Genomic DNA, 23,496 nt, shown 5'->3' with positions numbered 1-23,496 from the left:
GACGAGACGTACCCGTGGGCCTGGGCGGGGGCGGCGACGGCCAGGGTGGAAGCTACGGTGCCCGCTGCGAGCAGGGGGACGGCGATTCTTCGGCGCATGACGACTCCTTCGGTGGGGGAGATGCCATGAAGATAAATTAAAGCTTGTTAACAGTAAAGGTTCTTTTCTATAAATCATGACCCGGGCGGCCGGCGGCGGTGACAGCCGGCGGCCCGGCCCGGCCCGGCCCGGACCGTGGACATCGACGGCCCGGCCCGGAAACGGCGACGGGCCGCCCGGGTTGCCCCGGACGGCCCGTCGAACCGCAACTCAGTGCATGACCACCGGCGTCGGGGCCTGCGCCGCCTCCTGGCCGTCGGCCAGGTGCGACGGTTCGCGCCGTCGCGGCAGCAGGGCCGCCGGAACGAACGTGACCAGCACCAGCACGAACCCCACCCAGAACGTCGTCGCGAAGGAGTCCGCCGCGAAGTCCAGACCGCGCTGGATGAGCGCCGGGTCCACCGGGAACTGCTGGAGCAGCCCCGGCTGCTGCTGGGCGGCGATGGCCAGACCCGCCTCGGTGACCGGCTCGCCGTCCGGGGTGGTCGCACCGGGGATCGGCTGGGAACCGTTCAGCTCGTTGGTCAGGATCACCGACATCACTGCGGCGCCGACCGAGCCGCCGATCTGCTGGAGGATGTTGACCAGCGTGGAACCCCGGGCCACCTCGTTGGCGTGCAGGGTACGCAGCGCCGAGGTCATGATCGGCATCATCGTGCCACCCATGCCCAGGCCCATGACGAACAGCGAGCCGCAGAGCAGCACGTAGGAGGTGTCCGCGTCGAGCTGGGTGAAGGTGAAGAAGCCCGCCGCGATGAGGACCAGCGCGAACGGCACCGTGCGCCCCACCGGGACCTTGTCGGCCAGCATGCCGGCGATCGGCATGGTGAGCATCGCACCGATGCCCTGCGGCGCCATCAACAGGCCGGCGGTGAGTGTGGTCTCCCCCCGGACCTGGAGGAAGTAACTGGGGAACAGCAGCCCCGCGCCCATGAACGCGATGATGAACACGAACAGGGTCACTGAGGCGATGGTCAGGTTCCGGTTGGCGAATAGTCGCAGGTCGAGCAGTGGGTGCCGGGGCTTGAACGAGTACAGCACGAACGCCACCACCAGCGCGGCGCCGACCACCATCGGCAGCCACACCTCGGCGTCGGCGAACGTGCCCGCCTCGGGCAGGGAGGAGACCCCGTAGAGGAACAGGGCCAGACCGGGGGAGAGCATCAGCATGCCGACGAAGTCGAACGACTCCGACGGCTCCGGGTTGTCCTTCGGTAGCGCGAGCTGCGCGTAGACCAGTGCGACGGCACCGATCGGCAGGTTGATCAGGAAGATCCACTGCCAGCTCGCCGTGTCGATCAGCCAGCCACCGAGGATCGGCCCACCGATCGGCCCGAGCAGCATCGGGATGCCCAGGACCGCCATCAACCGGCCGATCCGGTGCGGGCCGGCCGCCCGGGTCATGATCGTCATGCCCAGCGGCATCAGCATGCCGCCGCCGAGCCCCTGCACGACCCGCCAGGCGATCAACTGTCCGATCGTGTCGGCGGTGGCGCACAGCCCGGAGCCGATCGTGAACAGCGCCAGCGCGGCCATGTAGAGACGCTTGGTGCCGAACCGGTCGGCGGCCCATCCGGAGATCGGGATCACGGTGGCCAGTGCCAGGGTGTAACCGGTCATCGTCCACGCGACCCGGGCGTAGGACGCGTCGAACTCGCTCTGGAAGGTCGGGATCGCGACGCTGACCACGGTCACGTCGAGGATCGACATGATGGCGCCGAGGACGACGACGCCGGCCACCTTGAGGACTGTGGCGTCTAACTTGTCCGTTGTCGCGACGGGTTGCGGGGTCACCAAGATTCTCCTGAAGGTCGGTCTCGGCCCACCGACGGTGGAGAGCACCGCGCCTGCCGGGCCGGAGGTACTGAATGTGAGGCGACGTCGGCAGGCAGACTATCCAGCGGGACCGACGCCCGGCGCGCGGGTTATCGGGCATCACACCTGCTGGGAGGAGCGCGCGACACCCTCCGGAGGATCATGGACACGGTGCGTGAGCCCGGTTGCCGTCGGCTGATCGATCCGCGTCACGACGGCGGGCGCCGTCGTCCCGACCCCGGTCAGGGCGGCTGCGCCGGACCCGTCGGATCCGACGCACGACGGTCGCGGGGCACGCCGGCCCGACCGGTGACGCTCGTCACGTCCACCGCGATACGGCGTCGAAGCTCCACCGGCCGCCGGAGCCGTACCGGCCGTGGAAGCTCCGCCGGCCGCCGGAGCCGTACCGGGTACCGGCGGCCGGTGCCCTACCGGTCGTCGACGACCACCACGTCCAGCCGACGTGGCCCGTGCACCCCCTCGACCCGGGTCAGCTCGATGTCACTGGTGGCCGACGGGCCCGAGACGAACGTCAGCGGGCGGGTGGGATCGGCCAACCGGGCCAGCGCGCCGGGCAGCCCGGCCGTCACCTGCGTGGCCCGGACGACGCAGACGTGATGGTCCGGTACCAGGGTGAGCAGGCGGCGACCCTGGTCCGGCGCGCAGTCCAGGACGATCGTGCCGGTCCGGGCCACGCCGACCGCGCAGCCGGTGAGTACCGAGACCCCGTCGGCCGCCAGGTCGGTCACCGACAGCGGGCCGGGTGTGCCGTCGCGCCGGACCGGCCCTGCGCGCCCGGCCAACCAGTCCGCCGGCAGCCCCGGGGGCACCACGAGCACGCCATTGTCGGGCAGCAACCCGGCCAGGACCTCCGGCAGCCGGTCCGATCCGGTCCGGTGCACCCCGGCCCGGTAGTCGGCCAGCCGGTCGACGAACACCCCGATCAGGTCGGCCACCACCGGGGCGCGGTCGTAGTCGCGGGGCACGACGCCCGGTGCCGTCGCGCGGGCGGCCCGCAGCCGGGCCAGGATGTCGGCACGGGCGGTCACCGGTGGGCCTCCGGGTTCCGACCGGCCCACCACTCACCGAAGGTCTGCCCGGGCGGCAGTGGCGCGTCCCGCGCGGTCGTCCAGGCGGACAGCGGCCAGGGCAGCCGCCGTACGCCGCCCCGTCGGCCACCCACCCGGCGCAGCGGCGCCGCACCCCGTCGGGCGGCCCGCAGCGCCGCCCGGTACCGCCGCCGGTCCCGCATCACCCAGGACATCGCCCGCAGGGCGGCGCGTTCCGGGGACGGCCGGTCGCGGCGCGCGTCGACGCCCACCTGGCGCAGGTGCACCAGCACCTCGGGGATGTTGATCCGGACCGGGCACACGTCGTAGCAGGCGCCGCAGAGCGTGGAGGCGTACGGCAGGGTCCGGTTGGCGCCCCCGTCGGGGCCGGTGAGCTGCGGGGACAGGATCGCCCCGATCGGGCCGGGGTAGGTCGAGCCGTACGCGTGCCCGCCGACCTGCTCGTACACCGGACAGACGTTGAGGCAGGCGGAGCAGCGGATGCACCGCAGCGCCTGCCGGCCCACCCGGTCGGCGAGGGTGTCGCTGCGCCCGTTGTCCAGCAGGACGACGTGCACCGACCGGGGACCGTCGCCGGGGCGTACCCCGGTCCACACCGACGTGTACGGGTTCATCCGCTCCCCGGTGGCCGAGGCCGGCAGGAGCTGGAGGAAGACCTCCAGATCGGTGAAGGTCGGCACCACCTTCTCCACCCCGACGACACAGATCAGCGTCTCCGGCAGGGTCAGGCACATCCGACCGTTGCCCTCGGACTCCACCACCACCAGGGAGCCGGTCTCCGCGACGGCGAAGTTCGCCCCGCAGACCGCCACCCGGGCGGTGAGGAACCGCTGCCGGAGCCGGTACCGGGCCACCTCGGCGAGGACCGCCGGGTCGTCGGTCAGCCGGGCCGCGTCGGCCGCCGGCAGCCCGGCGGCGAGGATGTCCCGGATCTGTCGACGGTTGTAGTGGATCGCCGGTACCAGGATGTGCGACGGGGTGTCGCCGGCGAGCTGCACGATCAGCTCGGCCAGGTCCGTCTCCACGGCGCTGATCCCGGCGGCGGCGAGCGCCTCGTTCAACCCGATCTCCTGGGTGGCCATCGACTTGACCTTGACCACCTCGTCGGCCCCGGTGGCCCGCACCAGGTCGGTGACCACCGCGCACGCCTCGGCCGCGTCCCGGGCCCAGTGCACCTGCGCACCGGCGGCACCGGCCGCCGCCTCGAACTGTTCGAGCAGCTCCGGTAGCCGGCCGAGCACGTCGTCCTTGATCGCCGTACCCGCCGCCCGCAGTGCCTCCCAGTCCGGCACCTGCGCCACCGTGCGGGCCCGTCGGTCGCGGATGGTGCGGGTGGCCCGCCGCAGGTTGTCCCGCAACTGCCCGTCGGCGAGCTGCCGGCGGGCCGCGACGGGGAACGGCAGGGCGGCGGTGATGCGTCCGGTACCGGTCACCGGTCCTCCTCCGGTCCGGCCAGGATCTCGGCGTAGTGGATCGGGCGGGGCGCTCCCGGGCGCCGGGCCAGCCCACCGCCGATGTGCGCCAGGCAGGAGTTGTCCGCCGCCGCGAGGTACTCCGCGCCGCTGGCCACGGCGTCGGCGCACTTGTCGGCCAGCATCGCCCCGGACACCGCGCTGTTCTTCAGGGCGAAGGTACCGCCGAACCCGCAGCACTGCTCCGGTTCGGCCAGCTCGACCAGGTCGAGACCCCGCACCGAGGCGAGCAGCCGCCGGGGCCGGTCGCCCAGCCGGAGCATCCGCAGCCCGTGACAGGTCGGGTGGTAGGCCACCCGGTGCGGGAAGGTCGCGCCGACGTCCGTGGCACCCAGCACGTCCACCAGCAGCTCGGACAGCTCCAGGGTGCGTGGGGCGAGGGCGGTCACGGCGGCGTGCAGCGCCGGATCGCCCTCGGCCAGCCGGGGGTACCCGTCGCGCACCATGGCCACACACGAACCGGAGGGGGCCACCACCACGTCGTACCGGTCGAACGCGGCGACGAAGCCCCGCACCAGCGGCAGCGCCTCCGCCCGGTACCCGCTGTTGGCGTGCATCTGGCCGCAGCACGTCTGCTCCGGCGGGAAGTCCACCCGGTGCCCGAGGCGTTCGAGCAGCCGCACCACCGCCCGGCCGGTACCCGGGAAGACGAGGTCGTTGACGCAGGTGACGAAGAGCGCGATCCGCATCTCAGCCCACGTGCGGGACGGCGTCGACCGTCGCCACGCAGTCGATCTCGACGAGGATCCCGGCCAGCGCCGATCCGACGGTGGTACGCACCGGGTACGGCTCGGACATCAGCCGCCGGTACGCCCGGTCGAACCCGGCGAAGTCGGCCAGGTCCGCCAGGTGCACGGTGACCTTCACGACCCGGTCCAGGGAACTGCCGCCGGCCCGCAGTACCGCGTCCAGGTTGCGCAGCACCTGGGTGGTCTGCGTGTCGATGTCGTCGCCGACGAGTTCCCCGGTGGCGGGATCGGCCGGTCCCATCCCGGCGGTGTAGATCATCCCGCCGACGACCAGCGCCTGGGAGTACGCGCCGGCCGGTGCCGGCGCCTGGTCGGTCTGTACCTGGTGCACCATCACGGTCTCCTGTCGGTGTCGATGGTCAGGACGGGGCGCCGGCGTACCGGTCGACGCCGGTCCAGCCGAGTTCCCGGGACAGTCCTTCGGCGTGCCGGCTGAGCGAGTCCACCAGCCGGTCGCGGTGCGCCTGGCCCTCGGTGAGCCGGGCGCGGGGGATCGAGCAGCTCATCGCGGCCACCACCCGGCCACTGGCGTCGCGTACCGGCACGGCGACGCAGAACACCCCGGGGGTGTACTCGCCGTCGTCCTCCCCGAAACCGCGTTCCCGGATCTCCCGGATCCGCTCCTGGAGCAGTTCGGGGGTGGTGATGGTGTGTTCGGTGAACCGGCGCATGGTCACGCCCCGCAGCCGGGCCCGCAGGTCGGCCGGTTCGAGATGGGCCAGCAGCACCTTGCCCAGCCCGGTGGCGTACGCGGGCAGCCGCATGCCCACCCGGGAGACCAGCCGCAGCGGGTGGTCGGCCTCGACCTTGGCGACGTAGACGTTGTCGATCCCGTCGAGGACCGCCAGTTGCACGGTCTCGTCCAGGTCGTCGCGGGCGGCGGTGAGGTGCCGGTCGGCGTGGTGGGCGAGGCTGTCCAGGTAGACGAAGCTCTGCGCGGTCTCCCAGACCCGCATGCCGATCCGGTAGCGGCGGCTCTCCTCGTCCAGGTAGAGCCACCCCCGGTTGACCAGGGTGGTCAGCAGGCCGTGCAGGCTGCTCTTGGGCAGGCCGAGATCCTGGCTGATCTGCGGGAAGGTGGCCCCGGACCGGCGGGTCGCCAGGTACTCCATCAGGTCCAGCGCCCGTTCGGCCGACTTGACGCCGGCCGCCGAGGGGCTGTCCGGTGTGCTGTTACGGGCGGAGGTCATGGTCCGGGACTCCTCGCTGCCGGGTGGTCGGGGGTGGCGCCGCGGCCCCGGGCCGGAACCGGTCGGCGTTGCCCGGGTCGTGCAGCGCCACCACCTCATCACAGGTCCGTCGATACTCCTTGATGATTCGGCGGCATGTCGCGGCGTCCTCGGCGATCCCGATCGGCAGTTCCTCGGCGACGTTGCGGGCGAAGAACGCGGTCTCCAGCAGTCCGACCAGGCCGTGTCCGGTGTGGACCCGCACCCCGGCCGACCCGGGGTGGTGACCGCCGGTGGTTTCGAACACCAGGCCCGGGGCGACCGTCACCGGCCCGTCGGTCACCACCAGCCGTCCCGCCACGGCCAGCTCCCGCAGCGCCGCCCAGCCGGGCGCGGTGAAGTAGAACGCGGTGGGCGGATGGCCGGGTGGCGCGCACAGCATCTCCCGGACGCCGGCGTGCGGGACGTACACGGTGGCCCGGGGCAGCAGCGCCGGGTCCAGCCCTCCGGTGTGGTACGTGATGGTCTGGGTCAGCAGCACGAAGTCGATGTCCTCGCCGCGTACCCCGAGGTCGTCGAGGACCTGCGGCAGCAGCCGCACGTCGTGGAACCGGCTGCGCGGGTCGACGCCCTGGCAGGCCCGGTCCAGCGCGGACCGGTCGTCGGCGTGCAGGGGCAGGCCCAGGTCGATCAGCCCGGTTCGGGTGCCGTCGCTGACCAGCCACACGTAGAAGTACAGGTCGTGGAAGGTGGTGTCGTTCTCGCCGAAGAACGCCTCCCAGCCGGGGATGGGCAGCCGGGCCACCGGCACCGCCGTCAGGGTGAACCCGCCGCCGGCTCCGGTGCCCCCGACGTCCGCCGCGCCCGTCGCCGGGCTCACGACGCCACCGCCGCGCAGGTGCTGCGCTGCTGGCCGAGACCGTCGATCGCCGTCTCCACCACGTCACCGGGGCGCAGGTAGGGGAAGCGGCCGGAGAGCGCCACCCCCTGCGGGGTGCCGGTGTTCACCACGTCGCCCGGTTCGAGCACGAGGTACTGGCTGAGGTGGTAGATCAGGAAGTGCACCCCGAAGATCATGTCGGCGGTGCTGGAGTCCTGGCGGGCCTCGCCGTTGACCCAGCTCCGCAGGCGCAACGCCTGCGGGTCGCCGACCTCGTCCGGGGTGACCAGCCACGGACCCATCGGATTGAACGTCTCGCAGCTCTTCCCCTTGGACCACTGTCCACCGGAGACGTCGAGCTGGAACGAACGCTCGGAGAGGTCGTTGGAGATGGCGTACCCGGCGACGAGCGCCGCCGCCTCGTCCGGCGAGTCGAGGTACCGGGCCCGGTGGGCCAGCACGACGGCGAGTTCGACCTCCCAGTCGGTGCGCTGCGAGCCGCGCGGGATGAGCACGGTGTCCTGCGGACCGACCACGGTGTTCGGTGACTTGTAGAACAGCACCGGCTGTTCCGGCGGCGCCGCACCGGACTCGGCGGCGTGCGCCGCGTAGTTCATCCCGATGCACAGCACCGCGCCGGGCCGGGCGACCGGTGCGCCGATCCGCGCCCCGGTGACGTCCAGCCGGGGCAGGGTCCCGGTCTCGACCGCCTGGCGGACCCGGTCCAGTCCGCCGCCGGCCAGGAAGGCCGCGTCGATGTCCCGGGTGACCGGGCGCAGGTCCCGGTGGTCGTCGTCGGCGACGCGGACCACCGGTTGTTCGGCGCCGGGCGCGCCGATCCGCATCAGCTTCACCGCCCGACCTCCTGGGCGTCCGCCGCACCGTGCCCGGGGCCGGCGTCGAGGATCTCGATCAGCCGACGGGCCAGGGCGGTCCCGTCGCCGGGGTGCAGTCCCATCGGGTTGACGGTGAGCACGTCCCGCCAGGCCAGGTCCTCGCCGACGTGGATCCGGGGGTTGCCCCGGTCCAGTTCCCGGACGATCTCGTCGGCCTGCCGGCCGGACGGGGACAGGTCGATCTCGACCACCGGTACGTCCAGGTGGTGTTCGTGGTCGTCCCGGACCACGCAGCGGTTGTCCGCGTCGAGCAGGGCCCGGAGGTCGGCGAGTTCCTGCCGGCCGCGCCGGTGGTGGGCGTCGGGGTCCCGGACGAAGGCCCGGACCGCGACCAGCAGGCCGACGATCTGTTCCCGACCCACCTTCATGCCCCGGCCGATGCCGTGCCGGCCGCGTACCGGGTCGGCCCCGGTGACCTCGGAGCGCCGCCAGGTGCGGGGCCGGATGTCCATGTCCTGGTGGTGCAGGGCCACCGCGGCGACCAGGTCGGCACGTCCACAGAGGATGCCGGCGGTGTGCGGGCCCCGGAACGCCTTGCCGCCACTGATCGCCACCAGGTCGGCGCCGCCGTCGAACAGGGCGGCGAGCCGGCTCAGCGGCGGGACGTCCATCGCGGCGTCGACCAGTACCGGCACCCCGGCGGCCCGGGCCAGGGCGGACACCTCGGTGATGTCCAGGTGGTCACCGCCCCGGCCGGGCCGCCACAGCACCATCGCCGTACGGTCGTCGAGTTCCCGGGCCAGTTCGTCCGGGCGGGTGGAGCCGGGGTAGCCGATCTCCACCAGTTCCGCGCCGACCGCGGTCATCGCGTGGTCGTACGGGTCCCGGTGCGCCCGCTGCACGACGACCCGGCGGCGCGGGCCGGCCACGGCCGGCAGGGCGTCCACGGCGGCGGGCCGGTCCCCGGCCAGGCAGACGGCCGTGGCCAGGCTCAGTGCGGCAGCCGCCCCGCTGGTGACGTAGGCGGCCGGGGCGCCGACGAGCGCGGCGATCTCGGCGCCGGCCGCCTCCTGGAGTTCGTCCATCCGGACGTTGCGCTGCCCGGCCGCTCGCATCGCCTCGACGACCTCGTCGGAGAGCGGGAGACCGCCGAGCCGGGTGGCCGGGCCGACGGCGTTGATCAGGGTACGGATGCCCAGATCCGCGTAGATGTCGGTCATCGCGTGGAGTGCCCTTCGGGGTACGAGGTGGGGTGGCCGGGGAGGGTGCGGTGGACGATGCGGCCCTGCTGGACGGTCAGCACGGCGGTGACGGTCGGCACGCCGGTGGGGTGGCCGGCGGTTTCCGGCCCGCCGGTGCCGGTGACCCGCAGGACCGCCAGGTCGGCCGGGGCGCCGGGGCGCAGGGTGCCCACGCCGAGCCGGTCCAGTCCCACCACCGTGGCGGGGACGACCGTGGTCCGTCGGACCACCTCGGTGAGGCTGACGCCCATGGCGAGGAACGTGGCCATGACGTGCGGCAGGTCGACGACGATGTCCCGGGAGTACCGGTGCAGGTCGGAGCTGATCGTGTCGGGCAGGAAACCGGCGTCGACGGCGGCGCGCGCCTGGTCGCGGTCGAAGCCGGACATGCCGTGTCCGACGTCGAAGACGACTCCGCGCTGCTGGGCGCGGGCGACCACGTCCACCGCCCGGCCCTGCGCGGTGAGCGGGTACCCGGACAGCGCGGTGAAGCAGTGGGTGAGGATGTCACCGGGGCCGAGCCGGTCCAGGATCTGCGGCAGGGACGGGGGTTGCGGTCCCAGGTGGACCATGAGCGGCAGTCCGGTCGCGTCGGCGACCTGCCGGGCCCGGTCCAGGGCGACCGTGCCGTTGTCGGCCGCCACGTTGTGCGAGGCGCGGATCTTCACCCCGACGATCTGGTCCGGGTACGCCTCGACCGCCTCCCGGCAGACCCGTACGTCGACGTAGTCGAGGTTGGTCAGCTCGCCGGAGAGCAGGATGCTGGTGGTGCCGATGCTGGAGATGTTGACGAACGCGCGGACCCGGGGACCGACCACGTCCACGGTGCTGCGCAGGAACGCACCGAACAGGTGCCCACCCGCACTACCGGTGTCGATCATCGTGGTCACCCCGGACGGCGGGCCGACGACGTCCGGGTCGACCCCGAGGTCCTGACCGACGAAGACGTGCGTGTGCAGGTCGACCAGGCCGGGGGTGACGACCAGCCCCGGCACGTCGATCACCGGGTCCGGAGTCGTCCGGTGTTCCCCAGCCGGGCGGCCGTCGCCGTCCGACCCGGCGGTGCGGTCCACGACCGCCGCGATCCGGCCGTCGCGGACCACCACGTCGGCGGGGCGGAGCGTGCCGGCCTCCGGGTCGCAGACCAGTCCGCCCCGGAGGGTGAACCCGGCGGTCACAGCCGCACCGCCCGTCCGGTCCGGGCCGACTCCTCGGCGGCGACGGCACACCGTACGGCGTAGTGGCCGTCCTCGGCGGTGGGGACCGGCCCGCCGGAGCCGGCGCAGGCGTCGACGAACGCGGCGAGCTGCCGGGTGAGCCAGTCGTCGTCGGCGTACGACTCGACGCGTTCCGCCTCCGCCGTCCGGACGGTCAGCGTCCGGGTCTGGTCCAGGTGCAGCTGTCCGGCGCTGCCCTGGACCAGGCAGAGGGTACGGGCGTCCGCCCGGTGGGTACGGCCGAAGGAGAGCCCGATACCGACGACCGCGCCCGAGGCGAGGACCCCGCTGAGCGTCGCCGCCGTCGGCGCCCCACCCGCCGGGCCGACCGTGCGGCAGGTGATCTCGGTCAGCGGGCTGCCGACCAGCCAGGCGAGGCGGTCGAAGCAGTGGTGGGCCTGCAACTGGACGATGCCCCCGCCCTCGTCGGCGGCCCAGTACCACGCCGGCGTGTCCGGGTCCGCCTCGGCGATCACGTCGGAGACGTACTCCGGGGTGCCGATCAGGCCGTCGGCCACCGCCTGCCGGGCCCGGATCCACTCGGCCCGGAAGCGGTAGCTGAAGCCGACCATCAGCGTGACACCCGACCGGTCCCGGGCCGTGACGATCTGCTCGGCCTCGGGAACGGTGGTGCACAGCGGCTTGTCGATCAGGACGTGCACCCCGTGCGCCGCCGCCGCCACGCAGGCCGCCGTGTGCCACCGGTGCGGCAGGCCGACGTAGACGGCGTCGACCAGCCCGGACCGCAGCAGGTCGGGGTAGTCGTCGAACGCGGCGGCCCCGCACCCGGCCGCCACCCGGGCCGCCTGTTCGCGCCGTGGGTCGGCGACCGCGGTCACCGCCACCCCGGGCAGACCGCCGGCCGTGTCCGCCACCCGGGCGCCCATGATGCCGGCGCCGATGATCCCGAGCCTGAGCATGTCTCCCCCTACATCCCCAGCAGTTCGCCGCCGTCGACGACGACGTCGCCGAGGAGGATGTGCGAGCTGTCGGGGGAGAGCAGGAACCGCACGACGGAGGCGATGTCCGCGCCCCGGGCGACCCGGCCGGCCGGGATCCGGGGCCGGAACGCGATCAGGCTGCCCTCGGCCAGGTCGTCGATGGTGGCGTGGTCGCTGGCCAGTTGCCGCATCATCTCGGTGTCCGTGGCGCCGGGCGACACGGTGTTGACCCGGACGCCGTCGCCGGCGACCTCCATCGCCAGCACCCGCAGCGCCTGCCGTAGCCCGGCCTTCGAGGCCGCGTACGCCGCCTGGCGCATCCGGGGCATCCGGGCGGCGATGGAGGCGATCGCGACGATGGAGCCGGAACCCCGGGTGGCCATGTCGGCGGCGTAGCGGCGGGCGACGTCGAAGCAGCCGATGGTGTTGACCCGGATGATCCGTTCGAAGTCGGCGACGTCGACGTCGAGGGTGGGGGAGCTGTCGAAGATGCCGGCGGCGATCGCGACCCGGTCCGCGCCGGGGGTCCGGTCGACCAGTTGGCGTACGGACTCCGGGTCGGCCAGGTCGACGAAGTGGGCGACGGCGTCCACGCCCCGGTCCCGGAGCGACGCGGCGACCTGTTCGACCAGCGTGAGGTTGACGTCGGCGAGGATCAGCCGGTCCTGCGGGTAGCTGCGGGCGAGGTCCTCGCCGATCGCCTGTCCGATGCCCCGACCCGCGCCGACGACGACTGCGGTTGAGTTCATGCTCTGTCTCCACGTTCCTTCACGGTTTCGCGGGCCTGCCGGTACCCCCACCGACCGGCGGGCGCCGGCCGGTGGGGTGAGCCGGTCACGACGGTGCGGCGTACGCGAACGCCCGCGCGGGGTTCGCGACCGTCATCCGGTGGATGTCCTCCTCGGACACCCCCCGCTGGCGCAGCATGGGCAGGAAGTTCTCGATCACGTTGGCGTAGCCCACCCCGCCGTACGCGGCCAGCTGGCCCAGCTCGCAGATGTCGTTGGAGAGCATCACCTGTCCGGCCAGGCCGAGCGCGCACAGCTCGGCGACGTTGTCGGCGCGGAACTCCAGCGGTGCGTACCCCTGCACGAACGCCAGGTTGTCGATGTTGAGCCAGGCGCCCCGCTCGGCGATCGGCAGCCACCAGCGGACCCCGCGCCGGTCACCGAGGTGCGACACGATCACGTGTGCCGGGTCGACCTGTTCCTCGGCGAGCAGGTCGAGCTGTTCCAGGGCCAGTTCGCCCCAGTGGGTGGTGTGGGTCATGATCGGGCAGCCGGTGCGGCGGTGGGCCCGCCCGGCGGCCCGGAAGACCCGTTCCACCGGCGGGCTGATGAAGCCCCGTTCGGTGCCGATCTCGCCGATGAACCCGGGCCGGATGCCGGTGCCGTCGACCCCGTCGACGATCTCCGCGACCAGTCGTGCGGCCAGCGCCTCGGTGCTGTCGGTCTCGATGTAGTCCGGGTAGACGACCTCCCGGTACCAGCCGGCGCCCATCACCACGTGCACCCCGGAGGCGACGCTGATCCGGTGCAGTGCCTGCGGGTCCCGCTTCAGTCCGATGTTCGTCGGGTCGCAGATCGTGCCGCCGCCGGCTGCGGCGAACCGTCGGGCCTCCTCGACGGCGATCTCCTCGTCGTCGAGGATCGCCTCGTACAGTTGCCGTAGCCCCCATCCGTCGCAGAGCAGGTGGTCGTGGGTGAGGGTGTTGCCCATCTCGCCGGGGTCGATCGGCCCCCGTACGGTCATCACCCGGCCGGTCCACGTTGCCATCGGTACGGTTCCCTCCACTGTGTGCGGCACGGTCACTTGACGCTCCCTGCGGCCAGCCCGGTCACGATGTAGCGCTGGAAGGCCAGTGCGATCAGCACCGGCGGGACGACGGTGAACATCGTCGCGGCGGCCAACGTCGTCCAGGAGAACTGCTGGAGGTTCTGGAGTCCGGCGACGACCGGCGGGACGGTGAGCCCGTTGGTCAGCACCAGCGAGTAGAAGAACTCGCTCCACGCCTCCAGGAACACCAGCAACCCGGCCGCGATCAGCCCGGGACGGGCGATCGGCACGACGATGATCAGCAGGCAGCGCAGCCGGGACGCCCCGTCGATCTTGGCGGCCTCCTCCAGCTCCTTGGGCACGCTGTCGAAGTAGGTCTTGAGCAGCCACACCGCCAGCGGCAGGGTGAACGCGTTGTAGCTGATCACCAGGGCCAGTGAGGTGTTCAGCAACCCGGCCTGCCGGAACACGATGAAGAACGGCAGCACGATGGCGATCGCCGGGACCACCCGGGAGGCGAGCAGCAGCAGGTACGCCAGGGTGGAACCGCGGAACTCGTACCGGGAGAAGGCGTACCCGGCCGCTCCGCCGATGATCAGGTTGCTGGCCACGACCGCGAACCCGACCAGCAGGCTGCGCCCGATCGCCGGCATCAGCCGGGCGACCGCGTCGGTGCTGGAGACGATCCCGCCGTCCTGCCCCGAGGAGAACGGGGCGCTGTCGCCGGTGAAGATGGCGACGTAGTTGGCCAGGGTCGGGTCCTCCGGCAGCCAGTGGAACGGCACCGACCCGATCTCCGACGGGGTCATGAAGCTGCTCAACGCGGTGAAGTACAGCGGGAACAGGATCCAGACCAGGAACAGGGCGAACCCGCCGTACACCAGCGTGCGGCGCAACAGTGACGTCCTCATTCCACGCCCTCCGCGATGGCGGTCGACCGGTACAGCAGCTTGACGAACACGAAGCCCAGCACGAGGGCGATCACCCCGAGCACGACGGCGGTGGCCGAGCCCAGTCCGGTGTTGGTGTAGACGAAGAGCTGCTGGTAGAGGTAGATCGACAGCACCGACGTGGCGTCCCCCGGGCCGCCCTGGGTGAGCGCCCAGACGGTGTCGAACTGCATGAACCCGAAGATCGTGTTGATGATGACCACCACCACGATCACCGGCCGTAGCCACGGCAGGGTCAGGTGCCGGAACCGCTGCCAGATGTTCGCCCCGTCGACCATTGCCGCCTCCGGCAGCTCCCGGGGGATCGTCTGGAGGCCGGCCAGGATCAGCAGCCCGGTGAACGACGCCTGCCGCCAGGCCCCGGCGAGGACCGCGACGACCAGCGCGCCGGTGTTGTCCGACAGCGGTGCCGCGTAGCTGTCGATCACCCCGAGCTGGTAGAGCGCGCCGTTGAGGGCGCCCACCTCACCGTCGACGAACCATTTCCAGATGATCCCGCACATCACCCACGGGCAGGCCCACGGGACGATGAGCAGGCTCCGGGCCAGCCACTGCCCGTGGAAGGTCTCGTTGAGCAGCAGGGCGAAGGCCAGCCCGAGCAGGGTGGACACGAGCAGGAAGCCGACCGCGTAGAGTACGGTCGTGGTCAGCGACCCGAGGAACTGCTCGTCGGTGAGGAGGGTCCGGAAGTTCGCCAGCCCCGCCCAGCTCTCCTCGCCGGCGAGGTTGACCCGTTGCAGGGAGTACAGGGTGGTCCGCAGGGCCGGCCAGGCCACCAGCCCCAGGACGAGCAGGAGTGCGGGGGTGGCCAGCAGCAGCCCGAACCGGGCGTCGGCCCGGCCCTGGACCGACCGGCGGCGGGTCGCCGGCCGGCCGGTCCGGGGCGCTGCGGGCGGTGCCTGCCCGATGGTCGGTGCCGACACGTCACTGACCTGCGGCGGCAAGGTTCTTCGCATCCGACGCGAGGGAGTCGACGGTCTCCTTGACCCCGGCCTGGCCGAGCAGCATCGCCTGGATGCGGTCGCCGACCTTGACCTGGAACGAGGCGTACCACGGGGTGACCCGGGCGGGCACCACGTCGCTCTGGTTGGCGAACGCGTCCTCCAGTTTGGCCATGTCGAAGTACGACGGGAAGGCCGCGAGGAAGTCCTTGTCCTTGAACAGTCCCGGGTACGGCCCGAGCAGGGCCGCCGCCTTCGCCCAGGAGCTGAACGTCGAGTACGCCCCGGAGTCGTCCTTCCAGCCGTAGAACTTCAGCAGCTTCCAGGCGTCCTGGGCACGCTGGCCGCCGGCCTTCGCGCCGAGCTGGATGACCTCGCCGATCTGGAGGGTCTTACCGCTGGTACCCGGACTGCGGTACAGCATCGTGACGTTCTTCGACTCCGGGCCGTCGGTGGTGCGGACGATCTGGAGGAAGTAGTGGTGCAGTTCGAAGAAGCTGGAGTTGCCCTGCGCCATCGCGGTGACGTGCGCCCCGGGGTCGGCGGTGAGGACCTCCTTGGAGGTCAGGCCCTCCTGGTACATGGACTTCCACCACTCCATGACCTCCAGCGTGCGGGGGTCGTCGGCGAAGGCCGGTGCGCCCTTGCCGTCGAACGGGGTGATCCCGTCGGCCAGCAGGTAGACGAGGAAGTACTCCTCCAGGAACTGCTTGGTCCAGTACGCGGCGTACGGGCTGGGCACCCCGGCGGCCTTGAGTTTCTTGCTCTGCGCGTACACCTCCTCCTTGGTGGCCGGAGGGGCTGCGATGCCGTTCTTGCGGAGCTGGTTCTCGTTGTACATCAGCGAGTGCACGGCCGAGAAGTACGGGACGCTGATGATGCGGCCGTCGGCCAGGCGGTGCCGGGCGGCCGACGCCGGGAACATGTCGTCGATCAGTTCCTCGACGCCGGGCAGCTTGTTGAGGGTGGCGGCCCAGCCCGCGTCGACGTACTTGGTCGAGGCGTAGGCGAAGTTGTAGAAGACGTCGATCGCCTGGCCACCCTGGAGCCGGGTCTGCAACGCGGGTCCGTAGCCGACGTTCGGGATGAGGGAGAGGTCCACCGGCACGGCGGACTGGTCCTTGAACTTGGCGAGAAGTGCCCTGATCTGTTCGGGGTACGCCTCCCAGGCGGTCATCGACAGCGTGCCGGGAGTGTCGTTGGTCTTCGGTTGGGAGCTGCCGCCACAGGCGGCGAGCAGGGGTACGGAGGGAACGGCGAGACCCGCTGCGAGCGCACCACGCAGCATGCCCCTACGGGAGAGCGACGCGCCGGTCAGGCCCACTCCCGGCCTCGGGTTCTGCTGATCCATGTGATCCTCCGATGCGACCGGGTGGTTCATATACATGAACCTCAGTTCTAAGTTGAGCATTCGTACCAGGTCAGCGGGGTGCGGGCAATACCCGGATGTGAAACAGCCGTCAGTGGACGTCCCGACGGCCGCGCGGCTTTCGTCATGCTCTGTCGCTGATGTGCCGTCCGGATCGTGGCGGTTGCGCCCCGGCTCGGGGAATTGATCCCACCGGTGGCCGCCGTCGACCTTCCACCGGACGGAGGAGGTCGACCTGCCGGAACATCGGCCCGTGTCCCGCCGGGTGGTGCGGGTGGGTGGGGCCCTCGACCCCGGCCCGCTGCCGGTTCACATGCCTGACTAAAGTCAGGTATATGGACGTGGAGCTGATTGCCGCGGTGCGGCGGTTCAACCGGACGGTCACCCAGCGGGTGGGGGCGCTCGACGACGGGTACATGGCCCGTGGACGGCCCCTCGCGCAGGCCCGCCTGCTGTGGGAGATCGGGCCCGACGGCGCCGAGGTGGCGGCGCTGCGGACACGGCTCGGACTGGACTCGGGGTACCTCAGCCGGCTGCTGCGCACCCTGGAGAGCGACGGACTCGTCACCGTCGGACCGGCCGACCGGGCCGCAGGGGACGGGCGGGTCCGGACCGCCACGCTCACCGCCGCCGGCCGGGCCGAGTGGACGGAACTCGACACGCGCTCCGACGAGTTCGCCTGGTCGATCCTCGCGCCGCTGACCGCGTCCCACCGGGGCCGTCTGGTCACGGCGATGGCGGAGGTCGAGCGGCTGCTCATGGCCTCGATGGTGGTCGTCGGGCCGTGCCCGCCGGCCGATCCCCGGGCGCGGGCCTGCGTGCGGGCCTACGCCCGGGACATCGCCCGGCGCTTCGACGACGGGTACGACCCGGCGTTGAGCCGGCCGGTCCGCGACGACGACCTCGTCCCACCGGCCGGGGTGTTCCTGCTGGCCACCCTCGACAGCGAGCCGGTCGGCTGCGGTGCGGTCAAGCTTCACCCGGACGCGCCCGCCGAGATCAAACGGGTCTGGGTGTCGGACACGGTACGCGGCCTCGGCCTCGGCCGGCGCATCCTCCACGAGTTGGAGCGGTACGCCGCCGAACGGGGGTGGACCGCCGTCCGGCTGGACACCAACCGCAACCTCACCGAGGCGATCGCCCTGTACCGCTCGGCCGGCTACCGGGAGATCCCGCCGTTCAACGACGAACGTTACGCCCACCACTGGTTCGAGAAGACGCTGTGATCGTCCCTGTGATCCGGGGGTGACGGACTTCCACGGCACCGACGGCACCCGGCTCGCGTACCACGAGACCGGCCAGGGCGATCCGCTGATCTGCCTTCCCGGCGGCCCCCTGCATGCCTCCGCCTACCTCGGGGACCTGGGTGGACTGTCCGCCCACCGCACCCTGGTCCGACTCGACCTGCGCGGCACCGGGCAGTCGGCGGTACCGGCGGACCCGACGAGCTACCGTTGTGACCGGCTCGTCGACGATGTCGAGGCCCTGCGGGCGCACCTCGGGCTGGCCCGGGTCGACCTGTGTGGACACTCCGCCGGTGGGGCGCTCGCGGTGTCGTACGCCGCCCGGTACCCGGACCGCGTCGGGAGTCTCGTGCTGGTCTGCCCCAGTCCCCGTGTGGTCGGCCTGGAGATCACCGACGCCGACCGTCGCGCGGTGGTCGAACTGCGCCGGGCGGAAGCCTGGTACCCGGACGCCTTCGCCGCGTTCGAGCGGATCTGGTCAGGTGCCGCGACGCCCGCCGACTGGGCGGCGATCACCCCGTTCACCCACGGCCGGTGGGACGCCGCCCGGGAAGCCCACGTCGCCGAGGAGTACCGACTGCAGAACGTGGACGCGGCGGCCGTCTACTACGCGACCGGCGCGTTGGACCCGGCGGCCACCCGGGCCGCACTGGCCGACCTCGCGGCCCGGGTGCTGCTCGTGGCCGGCGAGTACGACGTCGCGCTGCCACCCACGTGCGCCGCCGGGTACGCCGGCCTGTTCCACCGGGCCGAGCTGGCGGTGCAGCCCGGTGGCGGGCACAGCCCGTGGCTCGACGATCCGCAGCGGTTCGTGCGGACCGTGGTGGACTTCCTGGGCCGCTGACGCCGACGGGCACCACCGTCCGGTGGCACCGAACGGGTCAGCGCGTCCAGACGGTGCCCCGGGCCTGGTACTCGAGCACCTCCTCGACCCGCACCGCGACGTCGGACCCGATCTCCCGCTTGACCAGGTGCAGTGCGAGATCGAGACCGGAGGTGATGCCGGCCGAGGTGACCAGGTCACCGTCGTCGACGACCCGGGCGTTCTTGACCACCCCGCCCCGGGCGGTCAGCTCGGCCTTGGCGCCACTGTGCGTGGTGCACGGGCGGCCGGTGGTCAGCCCGGCTGCGGCGAGCAGGATCGCGCCGGTGCACAGCGACGAGATGGTCAGGCCCGGGCGGGCGGCTGCGGCGAGGGCCCGGGGCAGGGTGCCCTTCTCGATCTCCGGCCAGATCCCCGGGCTGTCCCGCCGACCGAACCCGCCACCGGGTACCACGATCAGGTCGGCCGCGTACGGGTCCCAGCCGTTCGTGACCCGTACGGTGGTGCCGAACGCGGCGACGATCGATCGGGGCCGGTCGGCGGTGACGTAGCTGGCGCGTACCGCACCGGAGCTGAGCCGACCGGCGAGGGAGAAGACCTCGTACGGCCCGGCGAAGTCCTGCTCCTCCACCCCGTCGAACATGACGATCTGCACCCGCAGCGGGTTCTCCGCGGTGCGCGGTGCGGCTGCGGCGTGGGCGGGTGCAGCGGTGGTCAGCGCCGTCGCGGCGACCGCGGCACCGGTCCCGATGGCGCCGGCCCTGCCCAGAAACTCCCGACGGTGCATGTGCGCCCTCCTCGTGTGCGATCCGCAGCCGGCGGTACCGCGACCGGGCGCCGAGCCGGGGGTCCACTGTAGATCAGCTGCGATGGCTCCGGGACCCCGTGACGGGGCTACCGGACGGCCGGGAGGCGGTAGACCGACACGTGGGACCGCGACCCGGCGGTGAACTCCGCGCCGGTCCAGTCCGCGTGCCGGCTCTCCAGCGTGAAACCGGCGAGCTGGGCCATCAGATCGAGCTCGGCGGGCCAGATGTACCGGTGCGGGGAGCGGAACAGCCGGGCCTGCCGGCTGTCGTCGAAGTGGAAGTGGTGTGACACCACATGCTGGTGCAGCACGTCGTAGGTGTCCAGGCCGATGTAGCCGGGCTCGCAGTGCCAGACGGTGGCCTGCTGACCCGGAGGGAGTTTGCGCAGCTCGGGTACCCAGAGCTCGACGACGAACCGCCCGCCGGGGGCGAGGTGCCGCGCGGCGTTGCGGAAGCACGCCACCTGCTCGGCCTGGGTGAGCAGATTCGAGATCGTGTTGTAGACGAGGTACACGAGCGTGTACTCGCCCGGGGCGAGGGCGGTCGCCATGTCGCCGACGACCACCGGGATGGTCGCGTCGTCGGCCTTCGTCCGTAGTTTGCCGATCATCGCGGGGGACAGTTCGATGCCGGTGACCGGTACCCCGCGCTCGGCGAGCGGCACGGCGATCCGGCCGGTGCCGATCGCGAACTCCAGCGCCCGGCCTCCGTCAGCCAGCCCGACGAGACGGTCCACGGTCGGCCCGACGACGTCGGGCGCGAACATGCCGGTACCGGGCGTGTCGTAGCGCTGGGCGGTGTCGGCGTCCCAGATCTCCTGCTGCATGCCGTCCACCTTCGTGACGGTCGTACGCCGTGTCGACCGAATTCTCCGCCACCTACCGGTCGCGGGTGTCGGCCACCCGGCGGGGTCGCCTGGTTCCGCTGGGTTACGTAGGCTGCCGGCATGGCCGGACCCGTGTACCTGAACCCGTTCGTGCTGCCGGTCGACCCGGTCACCCCGGAGCGGCACGGCCCGGTGGACCTGTACCTGCCGGCCGCAGCCGGGCCCCGGCCGGCGGTCGTCTTCGTGCACGGTGGTCCGCTGCCGGCCGACCTGCGTCCCACGCCCCGGGACTGGCCGGTGTTCCAGGGCTACGGCTCCCTGGTGGCCGGCCGTGGCCTGGTCGGTGTCACCGTCGACCACCGGCTGCACGACACCGCCGGTTTCCCGACGGCCGTCGCCGACGTCGAGGCGGCGGTGCGGACGGTCCGGGCGGATCCCCGGGTGACGGCCGACCGGATCGCCCTCTGGTTCTTCTCCGGTGGCGGCCTGCTGCTGGCCCACTGGCTGCGTACCCCGCCGGACTGGCTGCGCTGCGTCGCGGCGACCTATCCGATGCTCGCCCCGTTGGACCCGACGGTCGACCCGGGGTTCACCCCCGTCGAGGCGGTCGCCGGTGCGGGTGACCTGCCGATCGTGTTGACCCGGGTCGGGCTGGAGAACGAGCACATCGCCGGTACGGTCGAGGCGTTCGTCGCCGCCGCCCGGTCCGCCCGGTCACCGCTGACGGTCGTCGACGTGCCGAACGGCCGGCACGGGTTCGACATGCTCGACCCCACCGCCGAGTCCCGGCAGGCGGTACAGCAGGCGATGGACGCGGTCGCCGCCGCCCTGACCTGACCCGGCGTCACCCGGCCCCGGTGGGGAAGTCGGCGAGCTCGGCCACGGCGGTGTCCAGCGTCGTGTCGACGCCGTGCGCGACCATGCTGCGGTAGGCGGGATCGCCGGCCGCCGCCACCCGGCGGATGCCGTCGGCGGACGCGGTGACCCGTTGCCGGACGACCTCGACGAACGGCCCGGTCGGACCGGTCCAGCCGTAGGCGTCCAGGAACAGCCGGAGCCGTCGGGGCCGGTCGGCGAACGCGGTGAAGCCCTCCGCCGCCACGACGTGCCGGGCGTGCAGCGGCACCCAGGCGAAAGCGGTGAAGGCCAGATCCCACTCCGGGGTGACCGGCGCGGCGAAGTCCCAGTCGAAGAAGCCGACGAGACGCCCGTCCGACCAGGCCGCGTTGTAGGGGGCCGCGTCGTTGTGGCCGACCACCATGCCGGGTCGCCAGGTCCCGCCCTCCCGCCAGACCGCGTCCGGCGGGGGTACGAAGTCCGTCGTGGCGGCGTGCAGGTCGCGCAGCCAGCGGGCGACCTGGCCCAGCGCCTCGTCACTGTGCACCCAGGCGGGCCACGGCCGGGTGGTCCCGACCACCTCGCCCGGCAGGTACGACAGCACCTCCCGCCCCTGCCCGTCGAAGCCGAGGGCCCGGGGCGCGTCCCGGAAACCGGCGGCTGCCAGGTGCCGGAGCAGCGCGTGCACCGACGGTGTCCACGGGCCCGGGACCCGGCGGACGGTGTCACCGACCCGCACTGCTCCGCCGGTGTTGCCGCCGGCCAGACGTTGCTCCCCCGTCACCACTCCATTGTGCCGTAGGGCGCGGGGCCGTTGACTATGCATTGATCACTTATCTATCGTCATGGGGTGACCGCGATGCGAGAGCCGACATTCCTCATCCTCACCGCGCTCGCTGACGGGCCGCGCCACGGGTACGGCATCGTGCAGGAGGTGGCCACCCTGTCCGAGCAGCGGGTCAACCTGCTGACCGGCACGCTCTACACCGCGCTGGACCGGCTGACCGCCGAGGGCCTCGTCGCCCACGACCACGACGAGACGGTCGACGGGCGGCGACGCCGCTACTACCGGCTCACGCCGGCCGGGCTGACCGCGCTGAGCGCCCAGGCCGCCCGGCTGCGCCAGCTCGCCACCGCAGCGGAGACCCGGCTGCGGGCCACCCGTCCGCGCCCCGCCTGACAGCCAGGAAAGGCCACCCATGCCGAACGACGGTGCTCCGCTCATCCGCCGGTACCGCCGGCTGCTGCTGACCTACCCCCGGGCGTACCGTCGGGAGCGGGGCGACGAACTGCTCGACACGTTGCGGGACGCCGCGCGGCCCGGTCGGACCAGACCGACCGTGCGGGAGGCGGTCAACCTGATCGGGCACGGACTGCGCTGCCGGCTCGGCCGGCCCGCCAGCCGGACGGTCGTCGTGTGGGCCGTCCTCACCGCCGTCGTCTGGGGTCTGTTCGGTGCGGCGGCGGCCACCCGGGTCGCCTGGGAGACCGCGCGTCCCCTGCCCGACCCGGTCGCGGCCAGGGCGGTCCTCAGCGGGGTGTTCCCGGAGCACGAGATCGGTGTCATCGAGCCGGCACCGGCGCTCTTCCTGATCTACGGGCAGCCGTTGAGCTGGGAGGCCCTGCCCAGCCTGCTGTTCTTCGACGGTGGCGAGTACGGTCCGGCCGCCGTCGGCACCGGTGTCACCGGCCATCCGCCGATCGATCCAGACGAGATCGTGGCCCGTACCCGGCAGCGGCTGCGCGACGGCGGTTGGCAGGTCGCGGACCCGCTCGTCCGCAACGCGGTCGACTGCCCCGACGGCCGCTGCGACCCGACCAACCTGACCACACTCGTCGCGCAGCGCGGCGACACCATCCTCACCGTGGAGGTGTCGTCCCGAACGACCGTGCAGGATACGTACCTGTGGGTCGCGCTGACCAGGGCGGCACCCCTGGCGGTCCATCCGGCGGCCATGGCCGGCGGCCTGCTCGGCGCCGCGATCGCCTGGCTGGTCTTCGGCTGGGCCAGCCGGCGGACCGAGGGCCGATCGGTCGTCCGGGTCACGGTCACCATGCTGTTCGGGCTCGCGCTGGTGCTGTGGTGGCTGCCCGTCCTGCTGACCGTGCCGGGGCTCCTCCGGCACCACCGGACGGAGGCGCACCCCACCCCGCATCCACTGTGGGAGTGGCTCGGTCAGCCCGCAGGTTCGCTGCTCTTCGTCGTCGGCTGCGCCGCCGCGCTTCTCGGGCTCGCGCTGGCCACCCTGCCACGTCGGCAGCCGGCGCTCCACGTCGGACAGCGGTCGGCGACCCCGGCCGGGTAGCCGCGACGACTGCGGACGTGCCGTCGGCAGCCCCCGCACCGTGGTCGACGGGTATCAGGGCCGCAGCCCGTCACGACGCCGACACCACACTGACATCCGTTGATGCTACGGTGGGCCGGGTGCCGG

Annotated in this window: 24 protein-coding genes and 1 pseudogene; 5 read left to right on the top strand and 20 right to left on the bottom strand. The window is 72.4% G+C overall.

Annotation, left to right across the window (positions count from 1 at the left end):
* From GSF22_RS34460 to GSF22_RS04470, 17 genes and pseudogenes are all read right to left on the bottom strand, one after another.
* A pseudogene (locus GSF22_RS34460) lies at positions 1–98 on the bottom strand (cellulose-binding protein); the annotation flags it as partial.
* A gap of 211 nt (positions 99–309) precedes the next feature.
* Positions 310–1,893 carry a DHA2 family efflux MFS transporter permease subunit gene (locus GSF22_RS04545; protein WP_208811465.1) on the bottom strand — a complete coding sequence of 528 codons (1,584 nt, stop codon included), beginning with the start codon at positions 1,891–1,893 and terminating at the stop codon, positions 310–312.
* 449 nt (positions 1,894–2,342) lie between these two features.
* The gene (locus tag GSF22_RS04540) at positions 2,343–2,963 is read right to left on the bottom strand and encodes a LutC/YkgG family protein (protein WP_208811464.1); all 621 of its coding nucleotides are present in this window, start codon (positions 2,961–2,963) and stop codon (positions 2,343–2,345) included.
* Positions 2,960–4,417, bottom strand: a complete 1,458-nt coding sequence (locus GSF22_RS04535; protein ID WP_208811463.1) for a lactate utilization protein B — start codon at positions 4,415–4,417, stop codon at positions 2,960–2,962. Before GSF22_RS04535 ends, GSF22_RS04540 begins: the two co-directional genes overlap by 4 nt.
* Positions 4,414–5,145 (bottom strand): (Fe-S)-binding protein, encoded by a 732-nt coding sequence (locus tag GSF22_RS04530; protein WP_208811462.1) that lies wholly within the window; start codon positions 5,143–5,145, stop codon positions 4,414–4,416. Before GSF22_RS04530 ends, GSF22_RS04535 begins: the two co-directional genes overlap by 4 nt.
* Before the next feature lies 1 nt (position 5,146).
* On the bottom strand, positions 5,147–5,539 hold the full coding sequence (locus tag GSF22_RS04525; protein ID WP_208811461.1) for a Rid family detoxifying hydrolase: 393 nt from the start codon (positions 5,537–5,539) through the stop codon (positions 5,147–5,149).
* Between the two features lie 25 nt (positions 5,540–5,564).
* Positions 5,565–6,395, bottom strand: a complete 831-nt coding sequence (locus GSF22_RS04520; RefSeq protein WP_208811460.1) for an IclR family transcriptional regulator — start codon at positions 6,393–6,395, stop codon at positions 5,565–5,567.
* Positions 6,379–7,254 carry a hypothetical protein gene (locus GSF22_RS04515; protein ID WP_208811459.1) on the bottom strand — a complete coding sequence of 292 codons (876 nt, stop codon included), beginning with the start codon at positions 7,252–7,254 and terminating at the stop codon, positions 6,379–6,381. The genes GSF22_RS04520 and GSF22_RS04515 overlap by 17 nt, the downstream gene beginning before the upstream one ends.
* The gene (locus tag GSF22_RS04510; protein ID WP_244366167.1) at positions 7,251–8,099 is read right to left on the bottom strand and encodes a fumarylacetoacetate hydrolase family protein; all 849 of its coding nucleotides are present in this window, start codon (positions 8,097–8,099) and stop codon (positions 7,251–7,253) included. Before GSF22_RS04510 ends, GSF22_RS04515 begins: the two co-directional genes overlap by 4 nt.
* 5 nt (positions 8,100–8,104) lie before the next feature.
* Positions 8,105–9,310 carry an aminotransferase class V-fold PLP-dependent enzyme gene (locus GSF22_RS04505; protein WP_208811457.1) on the bottom strand — a complete coding sequence of 402 codons (1,206 nt, stop codon included), beginning with the start codon at positions 9,308–9,310 and terminating at the stop codon, positions 8,105–8,107.
* Positions 9,307–10,509 carry an amidohydrolase/deacetylase family metallohydrolase gene (locus GSF22_RS04500; RefSeq protein WP_208811456.1) on the bottom strand — a complete coding sequence of 401 codons (1,203 nt, stop codon included), beginning with the start codon at positions 10,507–10,509 and terminating at the stop codon, positions 9,307–9,309. The genes GSF22_RS04505 and GSF22_RS04500 overlap by 4 nt, the downstream gene beginning before the upstream one ends.
* Entirely contained in the window at positions 10,506–11,468 is a 963-nt protein-coding gene (locus GSF22_RS04495) for a Gfo/Idh/MocA family protein (protein WP_208811455.1), read from the bottom strand. Before GSF22_RS04495 ends, GSF22_RS04500 begins: the two co-directional genes overlap by 4 nt.
* A gap of 8 nt (positions 11,469–11,476) precedes the next feature.
* Positions 11,477–12,238, bottom strand: coding sequence for an SDR family NAD(P)-dependent oxidoreductase (locus GSF22_RS04490; RefSeq protein WP_208811454.1), 762 nt, complete (start codon positions 12,236–12,238; stop codon positions 11,477–11,479).
* 85 nt (positions 12,239–12,323) lie between these two features.
* Complete coding sequence (locus tag GSF22_RS04485; protein ID WP_208811453.1) at positions 12,324–13,265, bottom strand: phosphotriesterase family protein; 942 nt, start codon at positions 13,263–13,265, stop codon at positions 12,324–12,326.
* Between the two features lie 32 nt (positions 13,266–13,297).
* Positions 13,298–14,176, bottom strand: a complete 879-nt coding sequence (locus tag GSF22_RS04480) for a carbohydrate ABC transporter permease (protein ID WP_208811452.1) — start codon at positions 14,174–14,176, stop codon at positions 13,298–13,300.
* Positions 14,173–15,138 (bottom strand): carbohydrate ABC transporter permease, encoded by a 966-nt coding sequence (locus tag GSF22_RS04475; RefSeq protein ID WP_208811451.1) that lies wholly within the window; start codon positions 15,136–15,138, stop codon positions 14,173–14,175. Before GSF22_RS04475 ends, GSF22_RS04480 begins: the two co-directional genes overlap by 4 nt.
* A gap of 1 nt (position 15,139) precedes the next feature.
* Positions 15,140–16,507: an ABC transporter substrate-binding protein gene (locus GSF22_RS04470; protein WP_208811450.1), complete on the bottom strand. Its 1,368-nt coding sequence runs from the start codon at positions 16,505–16,507 to the stop codon at positions 15,140–15,142.
* A 353-nt stretch (positions 16,508–16,860) separates the two neighbouring features.
* Between GSF22_RS04470 and GSF22_RS04465 the strand changes: the two genes are divergently transcribed.
* On the top strand, positions 16,861–17,751 hold the full coding sequence (locus GSF22_RS04465; RefSeq protein ID WP_208811449.1) for a bifunctional helix-turn-helix transcriptional regulator/GNAT family N-acetyltransferase: 891 nt from the start codon (positions 16,861–16,863) through the stop codon (positions 17,749–17,751).
* 19 nt (positions 17,752–17,770) lie between these two features.
* The gene (locus GSF22_RS04460) at positions 17,771–18,613 is read left to right on the top strand and encodes an alpha/beta fold hydrolase (RefSeq protein WP_208811448.1); all 843 of its coding nucleotides are present in this window, start codon (positions 17,771–17,773) and stop codon (positions 18,611–18,613) included.
* A 37-nt stretch (positions 18,614–18,650) separates the two neighbouring features.
* On the opposite strand, the gene GSF22_RS04455 is transcribed toward GSF22_RS04460, so the two are convergent.
* Both GSF22_RS04455 and GSF22_RS04450 read right to left on the bottom strand, forming a co-directional pair.
* Positions 18,651–19,379 carry a DJ-1/PfpI family protein gene (locus GSF22_RS04455; protein WP_208811447.1) on the bottom strand — a complete coding sequence of 243 codons (729 nt, stop codon included), beginning with the start codon at positions 19,377–19,379 and terminating at the stop codon, positions 18,651–18,653.
* A gap of 107 nt (positions 19,380–19,486) precedes the next feature.
* Positions 19,487–20,227, bottom strand: a complete 741-nt coding sequence (locus tag GSF22_RS04450; RefSeq protein WP_208811446.1) for a class I SAM-dependent methyltransferase — start codon at positions 20,225–20,227, stop codon at positions 19,487–19,489.
* Between the two features lie 120 nt (positions 20,228–20,347).
* Here GSF22_RS04450 and GSF22_RS04445 point away from each other — a divergent pair, with 120 nt between their 5' ends.
* Complete coding sequence (locus tag GSF22_RS04445) at positions 20,348–21,064, top strand: alpha/beta hydrolase (RefSeq protein WP_208811445.1); 717 nt, start codon at positions 20,348–20,350, stop codon at positions 21,062–21,064.
* Positions 21,065–21,071: 7 nt separating this feature from the next.
* On the opposite strand, the gene GSF22_RS04440 is transcribed toward GSF22_RS04445, so the two are convergent.
* Complete coding sequence (locus GSF22_RS04440) at positions 21,072–21,848, bottom strand: aminoglycoside phosphotransferase family protein (protein ID WP_307803713.1); 777 nt, start codon at positions 21,846–21,848, stop codon at positions 21,072–21,074.
* Between the two features lie 75 nt (positions 21,849–21,923).
* Here GSF22_RS04440 and GSF22_RS04435 point away from each other — a divergent pair, with 75 nt between their 5' ends.
* Both GSF22_RS04435 and GSF22_RS04430 read left to right on the top strand, forming a co-directional pair.
* The gene (locus tag GSF22_RS04435; RefSeq protein WP_208811443.1) at positions 21,924–22,244 is read left to right on the top strand and encodes a PadR family transcriptional regulator; all 321 of its coding nucleotides are present in this window, start codon (positions 21,924–21,926) and stop codon (positions 22,242–22,244) included.
* 19 nt (positions 22,245–22,263) lie between these two features.
* A complete protein-coding gene (locus GSF22_RS04430; protein ID WP_208811442.1) occupies positions 22,264–23,370 on the top strand; it encodes a hypothetical protein in 1,107 nt (368 codons plus the stop codon).
* Positions 23,371–23,496: the final 126 nt, after the last annotated feature.

Origin of the sequence: Micromonospora echinofusca, from assembly GCF_017614955.1 — a bacterium.
Taxonomy (GTDB): Bacteria; Actinomycetota; Actinomycetes; order Mycobacteriales; family Micromonosporaceae; genus Micromonospora; species Micromonospora echinofusca_A.
The sequence above is the reverse complement of the archived record's forward strand: the minus strand, read 5'-3'. Positions and strand labels throughout refer to the sequence as shown.

Bases quoted from the DNA above. Each gene is read 5' to 3' on its own strand.
- GSF22_RS04430 (WP_208811442.1), top strand. From the start codon at position 22,264: ATGCCGAACGACGGTGCTCCGCTCATCCGCCGGTACCGCCGGCTGCTG.
- GSF22_RS04520 (WP_208811460.1), bottom strand. From the start codon at position 6,395: ATGACCTCCGCCCGTAACAGCACACCGGACAGCCCCTCGGCGGCCGGC.
- GSF22_RS04490 (WP_208811454.1), bottom strand. From the start codon at position 12,238: ATGAACTCAACCGCAGTCGTCGTCGGCGCGGGTCGGGGCATCGGACAG.
- GSF22_RS04435 (WP_208811443.1), top strand. From the start codon at position 21,924: ATGCGAGAGCCGACATTCCTCATCCTCACCGCGCTCGCTGACGGGCCG.
- GSF22_RS04470 (WP_208811450.1), bottom strand. From the start codon at position 16,507: ATGGATCAGCAGAACCCGAGGCCGGGAGTGGGCCTGACCGGCGCGTCG.
- GSF22_RS04485 (WP_208811453.1), bottom strand. From the start codon at position 13,265: ATGGCAACGTGGACCGGCCGGGTGATGACCGTACGGGGGCCGATCGAC.
- GSF22_RS04450 (WP_208811446.1), bottom strand. From the start codon at position 20,227: ATGCAGCAGGAGATCTGGGACGCCGACACCGCCCAGCGCTACGACACG.
- GSF22_RS04455 (WP_208811447.1), bottom strand. From the start codon at position 19,379: ATGCACCGTCGGGAGTTTCTGGGCAGGGCCGGCGCCATCGGGACCGGT.
- GSF22_RS04465 (WP_208811449.1), top strand. From the start codon at position 16,861: ATGGACGTGGAGCTGATTGCCGCGGTGCGGCGGTTCAACCGGACGGTC.
- GSF22_RS04505 (WP_208811457.1), bottom strand. From the start codon at position 9,310: ATGACCGACATCTACGCGGATCTGGGCATCCGTACCCTGATCAACGCC.
- GSF22_RS04530 (WP_208811462.1), bottom strand. From the start codon at position 5,145: ATGCGGATCGCGCTCTTCGTCACCTGCGTCAACGACCTCGTCTTCCCG.
- GSF22_RS04525 (WP_208811461.1), bottom strand. From the start codon at position 5,539: ATGGTGCACCAGGTACAGACCGACCAGGCGCCGGCACCGGCCGGCGCG.
- GSF22_RS04445 (WP_208811445.1), top strand. From the start codon at position 20,348: ATGGCCGGACCCGTGTACCTGAACCCGTTCGTGCTGCCGGTCGACCCG.
- GSF22_RS04480 (WP_208811452.1), bottom strand. From the start codon at position 14,176: ATGAGGACGTCACTGTTGCGCCGCACGCTGGTGTACGGCGGGTTCGCC.
- GSF22_RS04510 (WP_244366167.1), bottom strand. From the start codon at position 8,099: ATGCGGATCGGCGCGCCCGGCGCCGAACAACCGGTGGTCCGCGTCGCC.
- GSF22_RS04495 (WP_208811455.1), bottom strand. From the start codon at position 11,468: ATGCTCAGGCTCGGGATCATCGGCGCCGGCATCATGGGCGCCCGGGTG.